Source organism: Nitratidesulfovibrio sp. SRB-5 (assembly GCF_019931275.1).
Taxonomy (GTDB): Bacteria; Desulfobacterota; Desulfovibrionia; order Desulfovibrionales; family Desulfovibrionaceae; genus Cupidesulfovibrio.
In genome coordinates, this window is record NZ_JAIOTY010000001.1 from 1,129,070 (window position 1) to 1,146,397 (window position 17,328).

Genomic DNA, 17,328 nt, shown 5'->3' on the forward strand with positions numbered 1-17,328 from the left:
TGCTGCGCGCCGCTAGTCGCCCTGTACGATGGTATCGGGGCCCGGCTTTGCTGCCTCGCCGTCCTTTTCTTCCGCGTCTTCGCCGTCTTCGCTGTCCGCGCCGGGCTTCTTCTTGCCGAACACGGCGGCAACGATGATGCTTATTTCATACAGCACAAGCATGGGCGCCGCCATCATCAACTGCGAGAAAACATCCGGCGGGGTAAGGATGGCGGCCACGATGAAGATGGCGAGGATGGCGTACTTGCGGGTCTTGCGCATCCACTGCGCGGTGACGAGGCCAAGCCGCGCCAGGAAGAACGCGAAGAGCGGCATCTCGAAGATGAGGCCGAAGGCCAGCAGCATCTTGAGCGTGAAGCCCAGGTACTCGTCCAGCTTGGGCATGGGCGCGATGGTGTCGGTGGCGAAGCCCACGAAGAACTCGAAGGCGTACGGGAACACCTGGAAATAACAGAACGCCGCGCCTGCCACGAAGAACAGCGCGGATGCCCCGGCAATGGGGATGACGTGGCGTTTTTCGTCGTCGTACAGGCCGGGCGCTATGAACGCCCATATCTGGTAGAACAGGTACGGGCTGGCCAGAAAGGCCCCGGCCACCAGCGCCACCTGCATGTAGACGAAGAACGCCTCCGGCAGGGCGGTGTAGATCAGCTTGGCCCCGGACGGCAGCGCCCGGGTCAGGGGGATCATCAGGTAGTTGAACAGCTCTTCGGCAAAACCGTAACAGGCGAAAAAGCCCACGGTCAGCGCGATGAGGCTGCGCACCAGACGCACGCGCAGTTCGGAAAGATGGTCCAGCAGGGTCATGGAGCGGCCACCCTCGGCGGCGGCTTCGCCTTCCTTGCTGGCGCGGTCCACGGCCTCGCTGAGGTCGCGCGGGGGGGCGGAAACCACGGCGGTCTCCGGGGAGGCGGCTGCGGCAGCGTCGTCCGGGGGCAGGGGGGCATCCGGGGGCGGGGTGTCGGAGCCGTCCTGACTGGCTTCCTGCCCGGCATCCTGACTGGCGGCGGGGGGCGTGTCGGAGCCGTCCGGCTCATAGTCGGGCAGCACGGCGGCGGCGATCACGCTCTCGACGGAGCGGGACTCGCCCGATTCGACTTCCGCCGAAACGGAATCCGCCGGGGCGGCGTCGGAAGTACCGCTGGCGGGCGCATCACTGGCGGGCGCGTCGGAAGGTGCCGGAGCATCCGCTGTAGTTTCCCCGATGGTGCCGCACGAGGCGTACGCCAGCCCGGCATCGGGGTCTGACTGCCATGCGGGCTTCTGCTCACAGGCGTCAATGGCGTCCAGTTCCCAGGAGTTGCGTTCAGCTGCGTCCGGATCGTACGCGTTGGGGGCGTGCGCTTCCGGTTCGGCTGCGTCCTGCTTGGCCGGGCTGTCCGGCTTGTCCTGCTTGTCCGGCGCCGCACGTTTCTCGCGGTCACCTTCGGACACGGGCTCCGCCTTGGCGGCGTCCTTGTCGTCCCGGCTCATGCGCTCTTACCGTTGGCTTCGGAGGCGGGCTTGGCGGACTCGGCCTTGGGTTGCTCGGCCTTGGGGGCTTCGGCCTTGGCCTTGTCGTCGAAGAATTCCTTTTCGGCTTCCTTCTTGCGGCGCTCGTGATCCTCGAGATCGATCTCGGTGTTCAACGTGCGCTGGAAGTCGGTGGAAACCCGGCGGAATTCACCCATGGCCTTGCCCAGCGTGCGTGCGATGTTGGGCAGGTTCTTGGGACCAAGGACAATGAGGGCCACGACCATGATGACCAGAAGTTCCGTACTGCCGATGCCGAACATTGAAGACAGACCGCCTTGGTTGCAGTGCTGCGGGCCGGAGCCGGGATGACCGGCCATGCCCCGTGGGCGCCGCGCCGTGGCGCGGCCCTTCGGCCAAAGGTGGCGGGGGCGTCACGGGGGCCTTGCGGCCCCCGTGCGTCCGCCGGGCGTTCATTCAGGGGCGCACTCTGGCGCGCACCTGGGCGAACGCGGTCCGCCTATTCCCATTCGATGGTGCTCGGCGGCTTCGAGGAGATGTCGTAGACCACGCGGTTCACGCCCTTCACCTCGTTGATTATCCGGCTCGAAATACGCTCAAGCAGTTCGGAAGGCAAGCGCGCCCAGTCCGCCGTCATGGCGTCCACGCTGTCCACGATGCGCAGGGCGATGACGTGCTCGTAGGTGCGGCCATCGCCCATGACGCCCACGGTCTTCAGCGGCAGCAGCACGGCAAAGCCCTGCCAGACCTTGCGGTACCAGCCGGAGGACATCAGCTCGGCCTGCACGATCTTGTCGGCCTTGCGCAGGATGTCCAGGCGTTCCTCGGTGATTTCGCCGATGACGCGGATGGCCAGGCCCGGACCAGGGAAGGGGTGGCGCCAGATGATGAAGTCCGGCAGGCCCAGTTCGCCCGCCACCTTGCGCACTTCGTCCTTGAACAGTTCGCGCAGCGGCTCGATGAGCTTCAGGTTCATCTTTTCCGGCAGGCCGCCCACGTTGTGGTGGCTCTTGATGACGGCGGAAGGCCCCTTGTGCGACACCGATTCGATGACGTCGGGGTACAGGGTGCCCTGCGCCAGGAAGTCCACGTGCCCAAGGGCTTTCGCTTCCTCGTCGAACACTTCGATGAAGGTGTAGCCGATGATCTTGCGCTTCTGCTCGGGGTCTTCCACGCCCTCCAGCTTGTCGAGGAAGCGGCGCTGGGCCTGCACGTACTTCAGGTTCAGGTCGAAGTGCTCGCGCAGGTAGTCCACCACTTCCTGGCCCTCGTTCAGGCGCAGCACGCCGTTGTCCACGAAGATGCAGTGCAGGCGCTTGCCGATGGCCTTGTGCAGCAGCACTGCCACCACGGTGGAGTCGATGCCGCCCGAAAGCGCGCACACCACGTGGCGGTCACCCACGGTTTCAGCCATTTCCTTGATGGCGCGCTCAACGAACGACGACATGGTCCAGTCGGCCTTCAGCTTGGCCACGTGGAACAGGAAGTTGTTGATGATGCGGGTGCCTTCCTCGGTGTGGTGCACTTCGGGGTGGAACTGCACGGCATAGATGCGGCGGGCGTCGTCGGCCATGGCCGCCACGTCCAGGGTGGCGGTGCGGCCCACCACGGCAAAGCCGGGCGGGGGCGTCTTGACCTTGTCGCCGTGGCTCATCCACACGCGGGTGGGGGCGGACTTGTCGATGCCGTCCCACAGCGGGCAGTCGCCCAGCAGGGTAAGGTCCGACGGGCCGTATTCGCGGGTTTCCGAGGTGGCCAGCTGGCCGCCCAGGTTGTGACCCAGAAGCTGCATGCCGTAGCAGATGGCCAGAACCGGCACGCCAAGCTCCAGCAGGCCCTTTTCCAGGGTGGGGGCGTCGGCCTCGCCCACGCTGGCCGGGCCGCCGGACAGGATGACGGCGGCGGGCTTCATGGCGCGCACCTGATCCGCCGTGACGATGCAGGGGTGGATTTCGGAGTAGACGCCAGCCTCGCGCACGCGACGGGCGATGAGCTGCGTCACCTGCGAACCGTAGTCGATGATGATGACCTTGGTCTGTGCTTCCATGTGCTGTCCTCTGACGCCCGCGCGGGGTGCTTCGGGCAATCGTGATATGCGTTGTGAGGCCGTGGTGTCTGGCTTGGCGCTTGCGCGGAGGGCATTTCTGCCTTTCTGCTGCAATGCGCGATCTCAGCCGCGAAGGGAGTTTCGGTTCCGGCAAGGAAGGCGAGGGGCGGCAAGGGGAGCGTACTCTTCGGTACGTGACCCGCGCCGCCTCCGATGCCTGACGATGCCGGAACCGGAAATACCGAGCGGCTAGTTGTTGTCGATGCGGTAGTTGGGCGATTCCTTCGTGATGATCACATCATGCACGTGGCTTTCGCGAAGCCCCGCCGCGGATATCTCCACGAACTGCGCCTTTTCCTGCAATTCCTTGATGTCCGCCGCGCCCACGTAACCCATGCCGGAGCGCAGGCCGCCCACCAGCTGGTACAGGCTTTCGGCCACCGGGCCCTTCACGGGCACGCGGCCCACGATGCCTTCGGGCACCAGCTTCTTGCTCTTTTCCTGGAAGTAGCGGTCGGAGCTGCCTTCCTTCATGGCGTCGATGGAACCCATGCCGCGATAGATCTTGTACGAGCGGCCCTGGTAAAGAATGGTTTCGCCCGGGCTTTCGTCGGTGCCCGCGAACAGGCTGCCGATCATCACGGTATCCGCGCCCATGGCGATGGCCTTGACCACGTCGCCCGAGAACTTCACGCCGCCGTCGGCAATGACGCAGCGGCCAAGCTCTCGCGCGGCGCGCACGGATTCGAGGATGGCGGTCACCTGGGGCACGCCCACGCCCGCCACGATGCGGGTGGTGCAGATGGAGCCGGGGCCGATGCCCACCTTCACGGTGTCGGCGCCCGCCTTCAGGATGCCCTTGGCCCCTTCGTAGGTGGCCACGTTGCCCGCCACCAGCTGGCACTTGGGAAAGGCGCCCTTGACCATCTCGATGGCGCGCAGCACGTTGCGCGAATGGCCGTGGGCCGAATCCAGCACCAGAAAGTCCACGCCCGCGCCCAGCAGGGCGCCCGCGCGCTCTTCGCAGTCCTTGCCGATGCCGATGGCCGCACCCACGCGCAGGCGACCGTTATCGTCCTTGCACGAGTTCGGGTACTTCTGGACCTTGTCGATGTCCTTCATGGTGATGAGGCCCTTCAGGCGATTGCCCTCGTCCACCACCAGCAGCTTTTCGATGCGGTGCGCGTGCAGCAGGTCCTTGGCCTCGTCCAGGGTGGTGCCCACGGGCACGGTGACCAGGTTCTTGCTGGTCATCACCTCGCGCACCTGGGTGCCTTCCAGGTCCTTGACGAAGCGCACGTCGCGGTTGGTCAGGATGCCCACCAGTTCCACCCCGCGCACCACCGGCAGGCCGGAGACGCGGTATTCGGCCATCAGCTCCAGGGCCTGGCGCACGGAATAGTCGGGGTCGATGGTCACGGGGTCGATGATCATGCCGCTTTCGGACTTCTTGACCTTTTCGACCTCGATGCGCTGGCGATCCACGGGCATGTTCTTGTGGATGACGCCGACACCGCCGTTGCGGGCCATGGAGATGGCCATGCCGGAATCGGTCACGGTGTCCATGGCGGCGCTGAGCAGGGGAATGTTGAGGCGGATTTCGGGGGTGAGCCAGGTGGAGACGTCCACGAGGTCGGGGGTGACTTCGGAATAGCCGGGCTGCAGCAGGACGTCGTCGAACGTCAGTGCCTTGCACACGATCTTGCTCATGATCTCTCTCCGGGCGGGTTGGTTGGAGCGTCCGGGCCGCGCGGCTCCGGACCGTTTTCCCCGTCTGCCTCCGAACGAAGGGCGGGTCGTTGGGCTTGGCAGGTTTGACAAATATGTCAAAATTTAATCAACCATCATATCTGTCCGGGCGCCGCATTGTCAAGATTCGGATTGTTTCCCCAATCAGTGACGCCGGGTGGCGCCGGGTGGCGCCTGACGACACCTGACGAGGACCAGCGGCCGGGCTGGGCCGGGGCCTGGCGTCTTGTCGGGCATCGTGCCGTCATCCCCGTCCCGTGCATGCGCGAAAGGGGCGGTGGCCCGCCCCTTCCGGTGTGTGACATCATGCGGCGGGGCTGCGCCCGCTACTGCTTCTTGTCCTGCTGCTTCTTGTCGCCGTGCACGGCGGATTCCAGTTCCTGCCGGGCCTGCGCCTTGAGGTCTTCCGGGGCCTTGGCGTCTTCGATGATGGCCTTGAGGTGGGCGTTGCCCTTGGCTTCGGCCTTCAGGTAGTGGCGGTACAGGATGCCCAGATTGTAGCGCGCGGCGGGCTGGGGATCGATTTCGATGAGCCGTTCGAAGGTTTCCGCCGCCTTTTCGAAAGACTGTTGCTGGTACTGGGCGATGCCCAGCATGTACAGCGGCTGCGGGTCCGCCGGAGAGGCCACCACGGCGCGGGCCAGGAAGCTTTCGGCGCGCGCCCAGTCGGCGTGGTCCAGAAAGTGCTGGCCAAGGGCGAACAGGGCACCCGCGTCGGTGGGGTTCTGCTGTACCTTCTGCATCAGCGCGGAGACCACTTCCATCTCGCCCGCGTGTTCCCCTTCCTCTTGCGCGACGGGCTCGCGGCCCTGCTGCACCAGCGACGGGTTGGACAGGCGGTACAGGAACGAGGAACCCAGCATGGCGGCCAGGCCAACGCATACGGCCAGAAGCACAAGCTTGCGGCCACCGTCCAGCGGATTCATGGTCAGGGAACTATTTGTCATCGCCAAGCATCTCCATGTGGCGGATGCGCCGGTCCAGGTTCTGTTGCGCGCGGGCCATCAGGAACAGGTAGGCGCCGATGCCGAGCCACACGGCCGCGTTGGCGACCAGGAGCCATTGGGTGCTTTCCATATTTTTTCGAACCTCCTGCCTTTCGCAAGGCTAGATGGTGGTTTCCGTCGCAAGCACGTCGATGCGTCCCGCCATGCGCCGCTGCGCCGCGCGCAGCCAGGTAAGCGCCACCCACAGAAAGCCGAAGGCGACGATGCAGGCGATGACGGTGGTCTTCATTTCCGGTTCCAGTCCCCCGCCCTTGGACGCGAACACGGCGGGGTGGATGGAGCGCCACAGCCGGGCGGACAGGAACACCAGCGGCACGTCGAGGAAGGCCACGATGCCCACCACGGCGGAGACGGTGCCCAACCGCTCGCGCGGCAGGTCGAGGGTGCGCAGCACAAGGTAGCCCGCGTACACGAACCACATGACCAAGGTGGTGGTCAGACGCGGATCCCACGTCCACCACACGCCCCAGGAGTGGCGGCCCCAGATGGAGCCGGTGATGAGGGCAAGGCCGCTGAACAGCACGCCCACTTCGGCGGCGGCGCCGGACAACGCGTCCCACTTCCAGTTGCGGGTGCGCAGAAAGGCGATGCTGGCCGCGAACACGGTAAGGAAGCTGATCAGCGACCACCACGCCAGCGGCATGTGGAAGTAGAATATCTTCTGCACGATGCCCATGGTCTGTTCCACGGGGGCGTACACGAAGATCATGTATTGGCAGAGCGCGAGGGCCAGGCCCGCGACAATCCCGACAAGGGGCATCACGGGGGAAAGCCGGTTCGTTTGCATGGGTGCCTCGCAATAAGGGGTCAAGGGGGCGCGGCCCCTTTGCGGGGGCCAGGGGGCGGAGCCCCCTGATCAATTACGTTCAGCTACTCTTCCCCACCGTACACGAAGGGAAAGAGCACGATGCCCGCGCCAAGGAACAGCGCGTCGAAGGCGGCCACCAGCCCCAGCCATGACTCCACCCCTTCGGGGATGTCGTCGGCAAAGGCGGCGGCGCCCACCCGGATGCCCGCGAGCAGCACCGGGACCAGCAGCGGAAACAGCACGATGCTGAGCAGCGATTCGCGGGCGGCCTGCCCTTGCGACAGCGCGCCCAGCAGCGCGCCCAGAGCCACGATGCCCACGTCCGCCAGCAGCACGGTGGCCAGGCCCACGTGCCACAGGGGCGACACGGACTGGCCCAGGAAGACGATGGCGGCGGGCAGGAACACGGCCTGGGCGCAGAGCAGCAGGGTAAACCCGGCAATGCCCTTGCCCAGCCATACGGCCTGCACCGGCACAGGGGCCAGCAGCAGCCCGAAGCGGGCGCCGTTGGCTTCCTCGATGGCGAACAGGGTATTGAAGATGAGCACCTGGCAGAAAGCGGACGCCAGCCAGAAGATGGCGGCGGCCCCTTGCGGTCCCATCACCTCGCCCACGCGCTGGGACAGGCTGAACACGAAGATCAGCAACAGCCCCAGCAGCAGGGCCTGGACCAGGCCGGTGCCGCGTGACAGCAGCAGGCGCAGGTCTTTCGATGCGATGGCGATGGCGGCGCTCAGCATGCCACGGCCTCCGGAACGTAGTCGGCGGCGGGGCCGCTGTAGGTCACGCGTTTTTCGGCAATGGCCAGCACCTGGTCGGCCCGGGCAAGGTCTTCGGCCACGGAATGGCTGATCCAGACAATGCCCGCGCCCCGGTCGCGCGCGGCGGCGATTTCGCGGTGCAGGATGGCCATGGACCGGGTGTCGAGCCCGGTGCCCGGTTCATCCAGCAGCAACAGCGATGGGGACAGCAGCAGCACCCGTGCAAGGTTCAGCCGCTGGGCCATGCCGCGCGAAAAGCCGCCCGCCCGCTCGAAGGCGAAGCGCTTCAGTTCCATGCGCTCCAGGGCCGCGAGCAGGGCGTCTTCGGAGCAGCGCTCCGGCGCAAGGCCGTGCAGGCGGGCCCAGAAGGCCAGGTTCTCGAAGGCGGTGAGTTCAGGATAGATGAACGTCTGGTGGCCAAGGTAGCCAAGGGCGTCTTCCGCGATGCCGCGCTCCACGCTGCCCGCGCTGGGCCGGGAAAGCCCGGCCATGAGCTTGAGCAGCGTGGACTTGCCCGCCCCGTTGGGGCCGGCCAGCAGCGTCACCGTGCCTGGGTGGATATCGAACGAAACGTCCTTTATCACCAGCCGGTTGCCGTAGAACTTGGCGACCTTGGTCAGCCGGAGCAGCATCATGCCTCCTGCCTGTCTCCGGTGTCGCCGTCCTCGTCGCGGGACGAGGACGGACGGCGCAACCCCAGAAAGGGCGCGATGCACATCAGCGTGCCGCCGATCCACACCCAGTTCACCAGCGGATTGACACTGATCTTGAGGGTGGCGGCGCCGGAAGCGTCGACCCCCAGCAGGGTGGCGTACAGTTCGTCGCCAAGGCCGAAGATGGTGGCCGCTTCGGCATAGGCCTGGCGGTCGAACTTGGCGTACAGGCGGCGCTGGGGCGACAGCACGCCCACGGGCGCGCCCTCGCGGGTGACGTTCAGCTCGGCCTCGATGAAGATGTAGCCCGCGCCTTCACCCTCGTACAGGTTCACGTAGCGCAGGTCGTACTTGCCCAGCTTTACCGTGGCATCGCGGGGAATCTCCACTTCCTGCTCCAGCTTGTACGGGCCGGAAAAGGCCACGCCCAGCACCATCAGGGCCAGGCCCAGGTGCACGCCGTGGGCGGCCAGCGAGGCGTTGTTGCGCCGCACGTGGCTTTCCGTGGTCAGGAGGATGATGATGCCCGCCACGCAGGCCGCGCCCGCGCCCGCGCCCAGCGCGGCCATGGGCATGCGGTAGGTGTACCAGGTCATGGCGGTGACGGCGGCCATCACCCCCAGCACGGCCAGCAGCTTGGGCATGCTGCGCACGCCGCCCTTCCAGCCCAGCCAGGGGCAGATGGACAGCAGCACGGCAATGCCCGCGAACAGCGGCAGACACACCCGGTTGTAGAAGGCGGGTTCCAGCCCCATGGGCTTTTCGACCCAGAACTTGCTGAACACGGGCCACATGGTGGCAACGAGGATGATGGCGGAAAGGGCCAGCAGAACCCAGGCCACCAGCACCAGGAAGCCTTCGCGGCTGTCGATGCCGGACAGGGGCTTGGCGTCGTCCTTGCGCCAGATCAGCGTTACCGCCACGGTAAGCGCGATGGAGGCCAGGATGAAGACCAGCAGCGGGCGGCCCACGCCGCCGTCGCCGAAGGCGTGCAGCGAATCCACCACCCCGCTGCGCACCAGGTAGGTGGCGAAGAAGGCGGAAATGGTGGTCAGCGCCATGAGCAGGATGTTGACGCGGTGCAGTTTGCCGCGCCGCGACTCGATGACCGAGGTGTGCAGGAACGCGGTGGAGACCAGCCACGGGATGAGCGAGGCGTTTTCCACCGGGTCCCATGCCCAGTAGCCGCCCCAGCCCAGTTCCATGTACGACCACCAACCGCCCAGCACGATGCCCGCGGTCAGGAACAGCCATGCCGTCAGGGTGAAGGGCCGGGAAATGCCCGCCCACGCGCCCTCGCGGCCATAGCCGTTGCTCATGGCCTGGGCCAGGGCGAGACAGCCGGGGATGGCGAAGCCGCCGTAGCCCAGAAAGAGCAGCGGCGGATGGAAGATCATGCCGGGGTTCTGGAGCAGCGGGTTCAGGCCGTTGCCATCGGCAGGGGCCGGGGCGGCGGTGAGGAACGGGTTGCTCCACGCGGTGAGGATGAGCAGGAAGAAGGCCATCACGGCCAGGAAGAACAGCCAGTACCACAGTTTGGTCTGGGGGCTGAGGTCGCGGTAGCCGCTGGTGACGGCGAAGATGACCCCGAACAGGGCCACGGACCACGCCCAGAACAGCATGGACCCGGCCTGCCCGGCCCAGAAGGCCGTCATGCGGTAGAACAGCGGCAGTGCGCGGTCGGTGTAGCTGGCGACGTAGACGAGCGAGAAGTCGAAGTTGACAAGGGCGTACAGCAGCACCACGGATGACAGGGTCATGAACCCGGTCAGCATCAGGTGCGCCTTTTCGATCCACGGCAGCGCCGAGGAACGCCCCTGCCACAGTTGCGCGGCTGCCGCCCCGGCGAAGAAGAGGGCGAAAAGCAGCGACGCGACAAGCAGCAAGTAGGCGGAAAGGTGCATGAAGTCTCCTGCCGATATGTGAGGGATGCGCGGCGCGGCATGTCGTGCGGCCAGAAGCGGAGCGCCGGGTGGCGCCCGCCATGCCGCGTGTTCCACATGTGTGTCGCGGACGCAGGGCGCGGGGCACAGGGACGCGGCACGTGCCGAGATGGCCATCCGTCAGCCGCAAGGCCGGTACGGAAGGCTGGCCGGTTCGCGCCGCGTCAACCGCCGCTCATCATCCCTTACGGTTTTCTTTTTCGTATTTCGAGGGACACTTGGTCATCAGCGTCTTGGCGCGGAATTCGCTGGCGGCCCCGCCCTGGGGCATGCCGCCTTCCACGATGACCTCGACGCCTTCCTTGAAGGTATCGGGCACGGCTCCGCGGTACATCACCCGCACGGTCTGCCCGGGATTGTCCTTGTCCTCGAGAAGGAAACGCACGCCCGGCCCGTCGTCCAGCCTGGCGATGCCTTCGGTGGCCACCGTGCCGAACATGCGGATGGACTGCAATTTTTCCGAAGGCATGGCGAGGGCTTCCGAAACGTTCAGGAAGTACACGCTGTTCTGGGAAAAGCCCGAAAACACCAGATAGCCCACCCCGCCCAGAAACAGGGCGAGGGCCACGAGGTACAGGCTTTTGCCGTTCTTCTTCGACATGTGTGGTCCTTGTGGCTTCCCTTCCCGCTCCGGCGGCGTCGGTCGAATCCTGTTTCTGACCGTGTCCGGAAAGGAGGGAAATGCGCCGCTGCATCACGCGTAGGCCGGGGGCTGTGCCCACCCGTGCCGTTGCGAAAGGGCCGTCCCTTTGGCTGCGCGGGCGCGTTCATGGTGCAGGCGCGGAGGGCGCCGCGCAGGCGGCTGGCGTTGCCGCCCGCATGATCCGCCGGTCGGTGACCGGCTGCGAACTGTGTATCGTCTCGCGGCGCCGTGTGGCGGTGCCGGATTGCATCGGAGCAGTGCCGCGCGTTGCGTCCGAAGGGGAAGCGGAACGGCCTGAAGCGGCCCCGCTCCCTACGGAAACGTCATGTGCGGTTGCGTCTGGCATACGGCGTTTCCGCCGTCGTGGCAAGGGGGTAGCGTGCGTGCAAAGGCTTTCACAACAGGTTGTACTCCTGGGTAACTTGCCGAAATCAGGAGGTAAGCTTAAACATATCCAATCGCTATTGGTAGCTATTCCTTGTTGTGTGCCAGTTCCGCGCGGCGGCGCCGGGCCAGTTCCTGCAAATCGTCCACCCTGTCGGTTTCGTCCACGATTTCGCGACCCAGTATTTCTTCCAGCACGTCCTCCAGCGAAATGACGCCAGCAAGGCCGCCGTACTCGTCCAGCACCACGAACAGGTGGGTGCGGGCATCCAGAAATTGCAACAGGGTGCGGTCCAGGGTCTGGGTGTCGGGCACGAAGTGCACCGGCTGCATCACCTCGGACAGGCGCAGCGTGTCGTTGTCCTCCGCAACTTCCTTGAGCACCCGGCGGCGGGTGGCTATGCCCACCACATCCTCGTTGTGCTCTCCCCACACCGGCACCCGGCTGTAGTGCCAGAAGTCCGGCTGCTCGTGGGCCTCGGCCACGGTCATGGCGGCAGGCAGCGAAAAGACAACCGTGCGCGGGGTCATGATTTCGTGTACCCGCTTCTGGTCCAGGGACAGGATGTTGCGGATGGAAAGTTCTTCATAGGGCTGGATGCGCCCGGCCCGGCGTGACAGGCTGACGATGGCCCGGATGTCGTCTTCCGTGGCGTGCGGCGCGCCGCCGCCGGGCGGGGTGAACAGCCGGGTGATGCGCCCGCCCAGCCATATGACCGGCATCAGCAGCGCCACCAGCACGCGCACCGGGCGGGCCACGTATTCCGAAAGCGGGCGCGCATGGGCCACCCCGATGGTCTTGGGGATGATCTCGCCAAGGATCAGGATGAGCACCGTGAACCCGGCGGCAAAGGCGGCCATGTGTTCGTCGCCCAGCACGTCCGCAGCGTAGGCCCCGGCAATGGCGGCGCCCGCCGTGTTGGCCACGGTGTTCAGGGTGAGCACGGCGGTGATGGGCTGCTCGATGCGCGAACGCAGTTCGAACAGCACCTGGCCCGCCTTGCGCCCCGATTTGCGCAACTGCTCCACGTGGCTCCAGGGCACGGAATACAGGATGGCCTCGGTGACGGAACAGCAGGCCGAAATGATGAGCGAAAGCGAAACAGCCACGGTGAGCGCAAGCATGCTATGTCCTGTGCGCCGATACGCGGCGTACGAGTGAGGGGCGTTCCGCGCGGATGTTCCGACGGCGGAATCGACAGGAGCGGGCGGCGGGCGCGGGTATTGCCGGACCGCCGCATCGGAACAGCCTATGCGGCCCGGCGTCGAATGGCAACGCAGGGCCGCATGATGGCCGGTTGCCGCAAGCCGCCGCGCTGCGCCGTGACGCGCCGCCGCCTTGAAAAAAGCGGCCCGCCGTGCCACAAGTTGCCCCACCATGAACCGGGCATCAACAACCACCAGGGCAATTCCCGGCGCCGTGCTGCTTGACCGCGACGGCACCGTCATCGAGGACCGCCACTACCTGTCCGACCCTTCCGGCGTCACCCTGCTGCCGGGCGCGGCTCGGGGGCTTGCGGCCCTTGCCGCCGCCGGGGCGCGGCTGTTCCTCGTCACCAATCAGTCGGGCATCGGCAGGGGCTATTTCACCGAGGCGGACCTGCACGCCTGCAACGCCCGGCTGGGCGAACTGCTGGGCGAACACGGCGTGGCGCTGGCCGACACGGCCTTCTGCCCGCACGGCCCGGACGACGGCTGCGCCTGTCGCAAACCCGCGCCGGGCATGTGGCTGGCCCTGCGCGACCGGCACGGCCTGTGCGCCGCCGCCACCGCCATGGTGGGCGACAAGCGTGAGGACGTGGCCTTCGGGCGTGGCGCGGGCCTGGGCCGCGTGGTGCTGGTGCTGACCGGCAAGGGGCAGGCCGCCGCGCAAGCGCTGGGCGTGCCCGTGCCCGAAGGTGATGCCGCCGTGCGCGAACCCGCCCCCGCCGAGCTTGCCGCCCGCCCGGACTGGCCGCACGCCGTGGCGCGCGATCTTGCCGCCGCCGCGGAATGGCTGCTGGGCGGTACCGCCGCCGCTTCGGGTGCATCCCCCTCCGGCCCCTCTTTCACGGACCTTTCGCGGAGCGAACCGTCATGAGCCGTATCGGCGTCTGGAACACCGCCTTTCTGGGCGACGCGGTACTTACGTTGCCGCTGCTGCGCACCCTGCGCGCCAACTACCCCGATGCGGAGCTGCACTTCTGGGTGCGGCGCGGCGTGGGCAGCCTGTTCGCCGCCCAGCCGGAGCTTTCCGGCGTGCACGAGTTCGACAAGCGCGGCGGCGAAAGCGGCATCATGGCCGCCGCCCGCGTGGGGCGGCAACTGGCGCGCGAGCGGCATTCGCTGTGGATATCCGCCCACACCAGCCTGCGCAGCGCCTGCATCGCCCGCTGGACCAGCGCCAAGGTGCGCATCGGCTACGACGCGCCGTGGTTCAATTCGTGGTTCTACACCCACACCGTGCCGCGTCGCTTCGACGAACTGGACGAGATCGAACGGCTGCTGCAACTGGTGCGGCCCCTGAACCTGCCGCAGATTCTGGACTGGCCGGAACTGGTGCTGCCCGAACCCGCCCGCGAACGCGCCGCCGCCTTCCGCGCCGCGCACGCCGCCCCCGGCGCGCCCCTGCTGGGCGTGCATCCCGGTTCCGTGTGGGCCACCAAGCGCTGGCCCGCCGAATACTTCGCCGAGGTGGTCCGCCGCGCCGCCGCAGCAGGCGCGCGCATCGTGCTGTTTGCCGGTCCCGGCGAGGAAGCCGTGGCCCGCGAAGTGGCCGAACGCTCCGGCACCCTCGGCACGCCCGCGCTCATCGACCTGTCCGGCGCGCTCAGCCTCGTGGACCTTGCCGCGCACCTCGCCATCCTCGACTGCTACCTGTCCAACGACTCCGGCCCCATGCACATCGCCTGGGCACAGCGCACTCCCGTCACCGCCATTTTCGGCCCCACCGTGCGTCGCCACGGCTTCTACCCGCGCGGCCCCAAAGCCACCGTGCTCGAAACCGGGCTGGACTGCCGCCCCTGCGGCCTGCACGGCCCGCAGCAATGCCCCCTGGGGCACCACCGCTGCATGCGCGACATCACCCCCGACACCGTGTGGCAGGACGTGCACGCGAAATTGTTCGGGTAGATGGCGGGGCAACCGGGGGAAGGGGAGAAGCCCCTTTTCCAAAAGGGGCTTCTCCCCTTCCCCCGGACCCCCATCCCCTCTTCCCCAAAACGTTTTCATTGGGGGGATGAGCCATGGGATGAGAGGAGCATCGCAGCCGGTGGCTGGTGCCCTTGTTGAAAAGTTTGGAAGGATGGAGAGGGGGTGCGGGGGAGAGGAAGGGAACTTTTTCAAAAGTTCCCTTCCTCTCCCCCGCATTTGTTTTCTTTTGGTTTTACCCGTGGTGATGGTGCACGTCGCCGCCGGTGTGGGTGTGCACGTGGGTATGGGGCGTATGGGTGGCGATGCGGACGGTGCCGTCCTGCACGCCGAGGAAACTGTCGCAGGTCCGGGCCAGAAAGTCCCAGTCGTGCGAGATGATCAGGTGGGTGGGGCTGTGCGCGGCCAGGGTGGCGATGAGCCGGTCGCGGGTGCGCGGGTCGAGGTCGTTGGTGGGTTCGTCCAGCAGCAGTGCCTGCGGCTGCATGGCCAGCACGGCGGCCAGGGCGATCATCTTCTTTTCGCCGCCGGACAGGCGGTGGGTAACCCGAGCGCCGAATCCGGCAAACCCCAGGCGTTCCAGTGTGGCCTGGGCCACGTGGCGGGCCTCTGCTGGGGATGCGCCGTGGTTCAGCGGGCCGAAGGCCACGTCTTCGAGCACGGTGGGGCAGAACAGCTGATCGTCGGAATTCTGGAACAGGAACCCCACCTCGCGGCGCAACGGCGCAAAGTCGGCCTCGCACGTCAGGGGCGCGCCGCGATGCAGCACCCGGCCCGACTGGGGGCGCAGCAGGCCCATGAGCAGGTGCAGCAGCGTTGACTTGCCGCTGCCGTTGTGCCCCAGAAGGCCGATGCGCCGCCCCGGGCGCAAGGCCAGCGAGGCGCCACGCAATACGGGGTCCGCGCTGCCGGGATAGGTGAAGTGGATGTCCTCAACGGCGGCCAGCGGCGGGGTGGCGTCGTCGAAATGGGGATGCGGATGCGCGTGTCCGTGCTCGTGGCCATCCGCATGTTCGTGGTCATGCTCGTGCCCGGGGGCGTGATGATCCGGATGCCCGTGATTCGGGGGGGTGGCGGCGGTGCTCATGGCAGTGCGGTGAGGGGCTGAAGGATGTCGGCGGCCAGCAAGATTGCCGCGCACAGGATTATGGCGGCGGCCAGCAGACGGTCGCCGGGGTGTCCGGCGGGTTCGGCCAGCATGTGGAAGCGCCCGTCAAAGCCGCGCAGGCGCATGGCCTGGCCCACGCGTTCGGCCCGGTCGAAGCTGCGCACCAGCACCATGCCCGCAAGGTTTGCGTACGTGCGATAGGTGTGCAGGTTGGTGCCGGGGGTGAAGCCGCGTACCTTGGCTGCGGTGCGCAGGCGGTGGTATTCTTGGGCCACCACGTGCAGTTGCCGCCAGGTGAACAGCAGCAGCAGCGCCAGCTTGTTTGGCAGCCCCAGCCCGGCCATGGCATGGCCCACGGCGGTGATGTCCGAGGTGCCCGCCAGGGCGATGAAGGCCAGCACGATGGCGTTGGATTTCAGGGTGACCAGCACGGCCTGGGCCACGCCCGCGTTGGTGGCGGTCAGAGACAGCCAGTTCGGGGCCAGCCAGTCCGGCAGGCCGGGAAAGGGGCCGATGCGCAGCAGCGGTTCGCCGGGCAGCGAAAAGGGCAGGAACACCCACAGAAAGGCCACGAACACGTTCACGGCGGCCAGCCGTCGCAGCAGACGGGGCAGGGGCAGACGCGCCCACGCGCACAGGGCCGCGCCCAGCAGCAGGGCCAGGGCCGCCGGGCCGGGCGAGCGCAGCAGGGCGACGCATACGGCAACGGCAAGCGCCGCCGCCAGCTTGCAGCGCGGGTCGGCCAGATGCAGGCGCGAGGCGCCCCGGCTGAAGGGTTCGTCCAGCACCGTGAGCTAGCCGTGAGCCGCAGAGGTGAAGGCCAGCATTTCGGGCCGCACCCGGGCGATGAATGACACCACCAGCGCCGTCACCACGCCTTCCACGATCATGACCGGGATGTGCGCCAGCATCAGCGCCCGCGCGGCGGGGATGAACGCCTCGCCGGACAGTCCCAGTGACACGGCGGTGAGCAGGGCGGACGCGCCCACGGACAGGAAGCCGCAGGCAAAGGCAGCGCCCCCGCGCAGGCGGGACGGGCCGGTCAGCATGGGGCGGAAGACGTAGAAGCACAGCACCGGGGGCAGGGCCATGTTGAAGGTGTTCACCCCCAGCACGGTAAGCCCGCCGAACTGGAACAGCAGCGCCTGCAACGCCAGCGCCACGAAGATGGCGGGAAAGGCGGCCCAGCCCAGCATGACGCCCAAAAGCCCGTTGAGCACGAGGTGGGCGCTGGAGGGGCCGATGGGCACGTGGATCAGCGAGGCCACGAAAAAGGCGGAGGACAGGATGGCCACGGTCATCAGACGATCGTAGTCCAGCCGCTTCAGCCCTGCCGTGACGCCAAGGGCGGCCAACGCCGCGCCCGCGCCGAGCACCGCCGGAGAAAGCACCCCTTCCGAAATGTGCATGCATGCCTCGCGCTGTCTGCGCGCCCGTCGCGGCGCGCGGAAAATCCGGCGTCACGGGCGTGCCGAAAGGGGTAGCAGATGGCACATGGAGCGTCAACGTGTTACGAATCCGCAAGGCGTGCCGGGGCGTCGTCCGACAGGGTGTTCCGCCCCCGAGGGGGGCTTTCGGAATGCCGCAGACGCCGAGGGGGGCGAGAAAGCAGGGATGCCGCAG

17 protein-coding genes are annotated in these 17,328 nt (G+C 67.1%); 2 read left to right on the plus strand and 15 right to left on the minus strand.

The window, feature by feature from the left end:
* Nucleotides 1-12: 12 nt before the first annotated feature.
* The 12 genes from tatC to K6142_RS04495 all read right to left on the minus strand — a co-directional run bounded on the left by tatC (nucleotide 13) and on the right by K6142_RS04495 (nucleotide 12,593).
* On the minus strand, nucleotides 13-1,473 hold the full coding sequence (gene tatC / locus K6142_RS04440; RefSeq protein ID WP_223290418.1) for a twin-arginine translocase subunit TatC: 1,461 nt from the start codon (nucleotides 1,471-1,473) through the stop codon (nucleotides 13-15).
* Complete coding sequence (gene tatB, locus K6142_RS04445; protein ID WP_190245518.1) at nucleotides 1,470-1,775, minus strand: Sec-independent protein translocase protein TatB; 306 nt, start codon at nucleotides 1,773-1,775, stop codon at nucleotides 1,470-1,472. The genes tatC and tatB overlap by 4 nt, the downstream gene beginning before the upstream one ends.
* Before the next feature lie 197 nt (nucleotides 1,776-1,972).
* Nucleotides 1,973-3,520 (minus strand): glutamine-hydrolyzing GMP synthase, encoded by a 1,548-nt coding sequence (guaA, locus tag K6142_RS04450; RefSeq protein ID WP_190245519.1) that lies wholly within the window; start codon nucleotides 3,518-3,520, stop codon nucleotides 1,973-1,975.
* 249 nt (nucleotides 3,521-3,769) lie between these two features.
* Nucleotides 3,770-5,230, minus strand: a complete 1,461-nt coding sequence (gene guaB / locus K6142_RS04455) for an IMP dehydrogenase (RefSeq protein WP_015946741.1) — start codon at nucleotides 5,228-5,230, stop codon at nucleotides 3,770-3,772.
* Nucleotides 5,231-5,595: 365 nt separating this feature from the next.
* Nucleotides 5,596-6,216 (minus strand): tetratricopeptide repeat protein, encoded by a 621-nt coding sequence (locus K6142_RS04460; RefSeq protein ID WP_190245520.1) that lies wholly within the window; start codon nucleotides 6,214-6,216, stop codon nucleotides 5,596-5,598.
* Nucleotides 6,206-6,346: a CcmD family protein gene (locus tag K6142_RS04465; protein WP_015946743.1), complete on the minus strand. Its 141-nt coding sequence runs from the start codon at nucleotides 6,344-6,346 to the stop codon at nucleotides 6,206-6,208. The genes K6142_RS04460 and K6142_RS04465 overlap by 11 nt, the downstream gene beginning before the upstream one ends.
* 30 nt (nucleotides 6,347-6,376) lie before the next feature.
* Nucleotides 6,377-7,063 carry a cytochrome c biogenesis protein gene (locus tag K6142_RS04470; RefSeq protein WP_190245521.1) on the minus strand — a complete coding sequence of 229 codons (687 nt, stop codon included), beginning with the start codon at nucleotides 7,061-7,063 and terminating at the stop codon, nucleotides 6,377-6,379.
* Between the two features lie 83 nt (nucleotides 7,064-7,146).
* Nucleotides 7,147-7,824: a heme exporter protein CcmB gene (locus K6142_RS04475; protein WP_015946745.1), complete on the minus strand. Its 678-nt coding sequence runs from the start codon at nucleotides 7,822-7,824 to the stop codon at nucleotides 7,147-7,149.
* On the minus strand, nucleotides 7,818-8,477 hold the full coding sequence (locus K6142_RS04480) for an ABC transporter ATP-binding protein (RefSeq protein WP_190245527.1): 660 nt from the start codon (nucleotides 8,475-8,477) through the stop codon (nucleotides 7,818-7,820). The genes K6142_RS04475 and K6142_RS04480 overlap by 7 nt, the downstream gene beginning before the upstream one ends.
* Nucleotides 8,477-10,402, minus strand: coding sequence for a heme lyase CcmF/NrfE family subunit (locus tag K6142_RS04485; RefSeq protein WP_190245522.1), 1,926 nt, complete (start codon nucleotides 10,400-10,402; stop codon nucleotides 8,477-8,479). The genes K6142_RS04480 and K6142_RS04485 overlap by 1 nt, the downstream gene beginning before the upstream one ends.
* A gap of 217 nt (nucleotides 10,403-10,619) precedes the next feature.
* Nucleotides 10,620-11,042: a cytochrome c maturation protein CcmE gene (locus K6142_RS04490; protein WP_190245523.1), complete on the minus strand. Its 423-nt coding sequence runs from the start codon at nucleotides 11,040-11,042 to the stop codon at nucleotides 10,620-10,622.
* A gap of 513 nt (nucleotides 11,043-11,555) precedes the next feature.
* Nucleotides 11,556-12,593: a hemolysin family protein gene (locus K6142_RS04495; RefSeq protein ID WP_190245524.1), complete on the minus strand. Its 1,038-nt coding sequence runs from the start codon at nucleotides 12,591-12,593 to the stop codon at nucleotides 11,556-11,558.
* Between the two features lie 253 nt (nucleotides 12,594-12,846).
* On the opposite strand from K6142_RS04495, the gene K6142_RS04500 reads away from it, so the two are divergent.
* Nucleotides 12,847-13,548 carry a D-glycero-alpha-D-manno-heptose-1,7-bisphosphate 7-phosphatase gene (locus K6142_RS04500; protein ID WP_223380762.1) on the plus strand — a complete coding sequence of 234 codons (702 nt, stop codon included), beginning with the start codon at nucleotides 12,847-12,849 and terminating at the stop codon, nucleotides 13,546-13,548.
* The gene (gene waaF, locus K6142_RS04505) at nucleotides 13,545-14,579 is read left to right on the plus strand and encodes a lipopolysaccharide heptosyltransferase II (protein WP_223380763.1); all 1,035 of its coding nucleotides are present in this window, start codon (nucleotides 13,545-13,547) and stop codon (nucleotides 14,577-14,579) included. The genes K6142_RS04500 and waaF overlap by 4 nt, the downstream gene beginning before the upstream one ends.
* Nucleotides 14,580-14,832: 253 nt before the next feature.
* Here waaF and K6142_RS04510 read toward each other — a convergent pair whose 3' ends face one another.
* The 3 genes from K6142_RS04510 to cbiM are packed head-to-tail and all read right to left on the minus strand — an operon-like array spanning nucleotide 14,833 to nucleotide 17,114.
* Nucleotides 14,833-15,684 carry an energy-coupling factor ABC transporter ATP-binding protein gene (locus tag K6142_RS04510; protein WP_223290257.1) on the minus strand — a complete coding sequence of 284 codons (852 nt, stop codon included), beginning with the start codon at nucleotides 15,682-15,684 and terminating at the stop codon, nucleotides 14,833-14,835.
* Entirely contained in the window at nucleotides 15,681-16,493 is an 813-nt protein-coding gene (gene cbiQ, locus K6142_RS04515; protein ID WP_190244082.1) for a cobalt ECF transporter T component CbiQ, read from the minus strand. The genes K6142_RS04510 and cbiQ overlap by 4 nt, the downstream gene beginning before the upstream one ends.
* 6 nt (nucleotides 16,494-16,499) lie before the next feature.
* Nucleotides 16,500-17,114: a cobalt transporter CbiM gene (gene cbiM / locus K6142_RS04520; protein ID WP_015946754.1), complete on the minus strand. Its 615-nt coding sequence runs from the start codon at nucleotides 17,112-17,114 to the stop codon at nucleotides 16,500-16,502.
* Nucleotides 17,115-17,328 lie beyond the last annotated feature (214 nt).

Excerpts from the sequence above, each read along its gene's own strand:
- tatC (WP_223290418.1), bottom strand. The coding sequence starts at position 1,473 with ATGAGCCGGGACGACAAGGACGCCGCCAAGGCGGAGCCCGTGTCCGAA.
- tatB (WP_190245518.1), bottom strand. The coding sequence starts at position 1,775 with ATGTTCGGCATCGGCAGTACGGAACTTCTGGTCATCATGGTCGTGGCC.
- guaA (WP_190245519.1), bottom strand. The coding sequence starts at position 3,520 with ATGGAAGCACAGACCAAGGTCATCATCATCGACTACGGTTCGCAGGTG.
- guaB (WP_015946741.1), bottom strand. The coding sequence starts at position 5,230 with ATGAGCAAGATCGTGTGCAAGGCACTGACGTTCGACGACGTCCTGCTG.
- K6142_RS04460 (WP_190245520.1), bottom strand. The coding sequence starts at position 6,216 with ATGACAAATAGTTCCCTGACCATGAATCCGCTGGACGGTGGCCGCAAG.
- K6142_RS04465 (WP_015946743.1), bottom strand. The coding sequence starts at position 6,346 with ATGGAAAGCACCCAATGGCTCCTGGTCGCCAACGCGGCCGTGTGGCTC.
- K6142_RS04470 (WP_190245521.1), bottom strand. The coding sequence starts at position 7,063 with ATGCAAACGAACCGGCTTTCCCCCGTGATGCCCCTTGTCGGGATTGTC.
- K6142_RS04475 (WP_015946745.1), bottom strand. The coding sequence starts at position 7,824 with ATGCTGAGCGCCGCCATCGCCATCGCATCGAAAGACCTGCGCCTGCTG.
- K6142_RS04480 (WP_190245527.1), bottom strand. The coding sequence starts at position 8,477 with ATGCTGCTCCGGCTGACCAAGGTCGCCAAGTTCTACGGCAACCGGCTG.
- K6142_RS04485 (WP_190245522.1), bottom strand. The coding sequence starts at position 10,402 with ATGCACCTTTCCGCCTACTTGCTGCTTGTCGCGTCGCTGCTTTTCGCC.
- K6142_RS04490 (WP_190245523.1), bottom strand. The coding sequence starts at position 11,042 with ATGTCGAAGAAGAACGGCAAAAGCCTGTACCTCGTGGCCCTCGCCCTG.
- K6142_RS04495 (WP_190245524.1), bottom strand. The coding sequence starts at position 12,593 with ATGCTTGCGCTCACCGTGGCTGTTTCGCTTTCGCTCATCATTTCGGCC.
- K6142_RS04500 (WP_223380762.1), top strand. The coding sequence starts at position 12,847 with ATGAACCGGGCATCAACAACCACCAGGGCAATTCCCGGCGCCGTGCTG.
- waaF (WP_223380763.1), top strand. The coding sequence starts at position 13,545 with ATGAGCCGTATCGGCGTCTGGAACACCGCCTTTCTGGGCGACGCGGTA.
- K6142_RS04510 (WP_223290257.1), bottom strand. The coding sequence starts at position 15,684 with ATGAGCACCGCCGCCACCCCCCCGAATCACGGGCATCCGGATCATCAC.
- cbiM (WP_015946754.1), bottom strand. The coding sequence starts at position 17,114 with ATGCACATTTCGGAAGGGGTGCTTTCTCCGGCGGTGCTCGGCGCGGGC.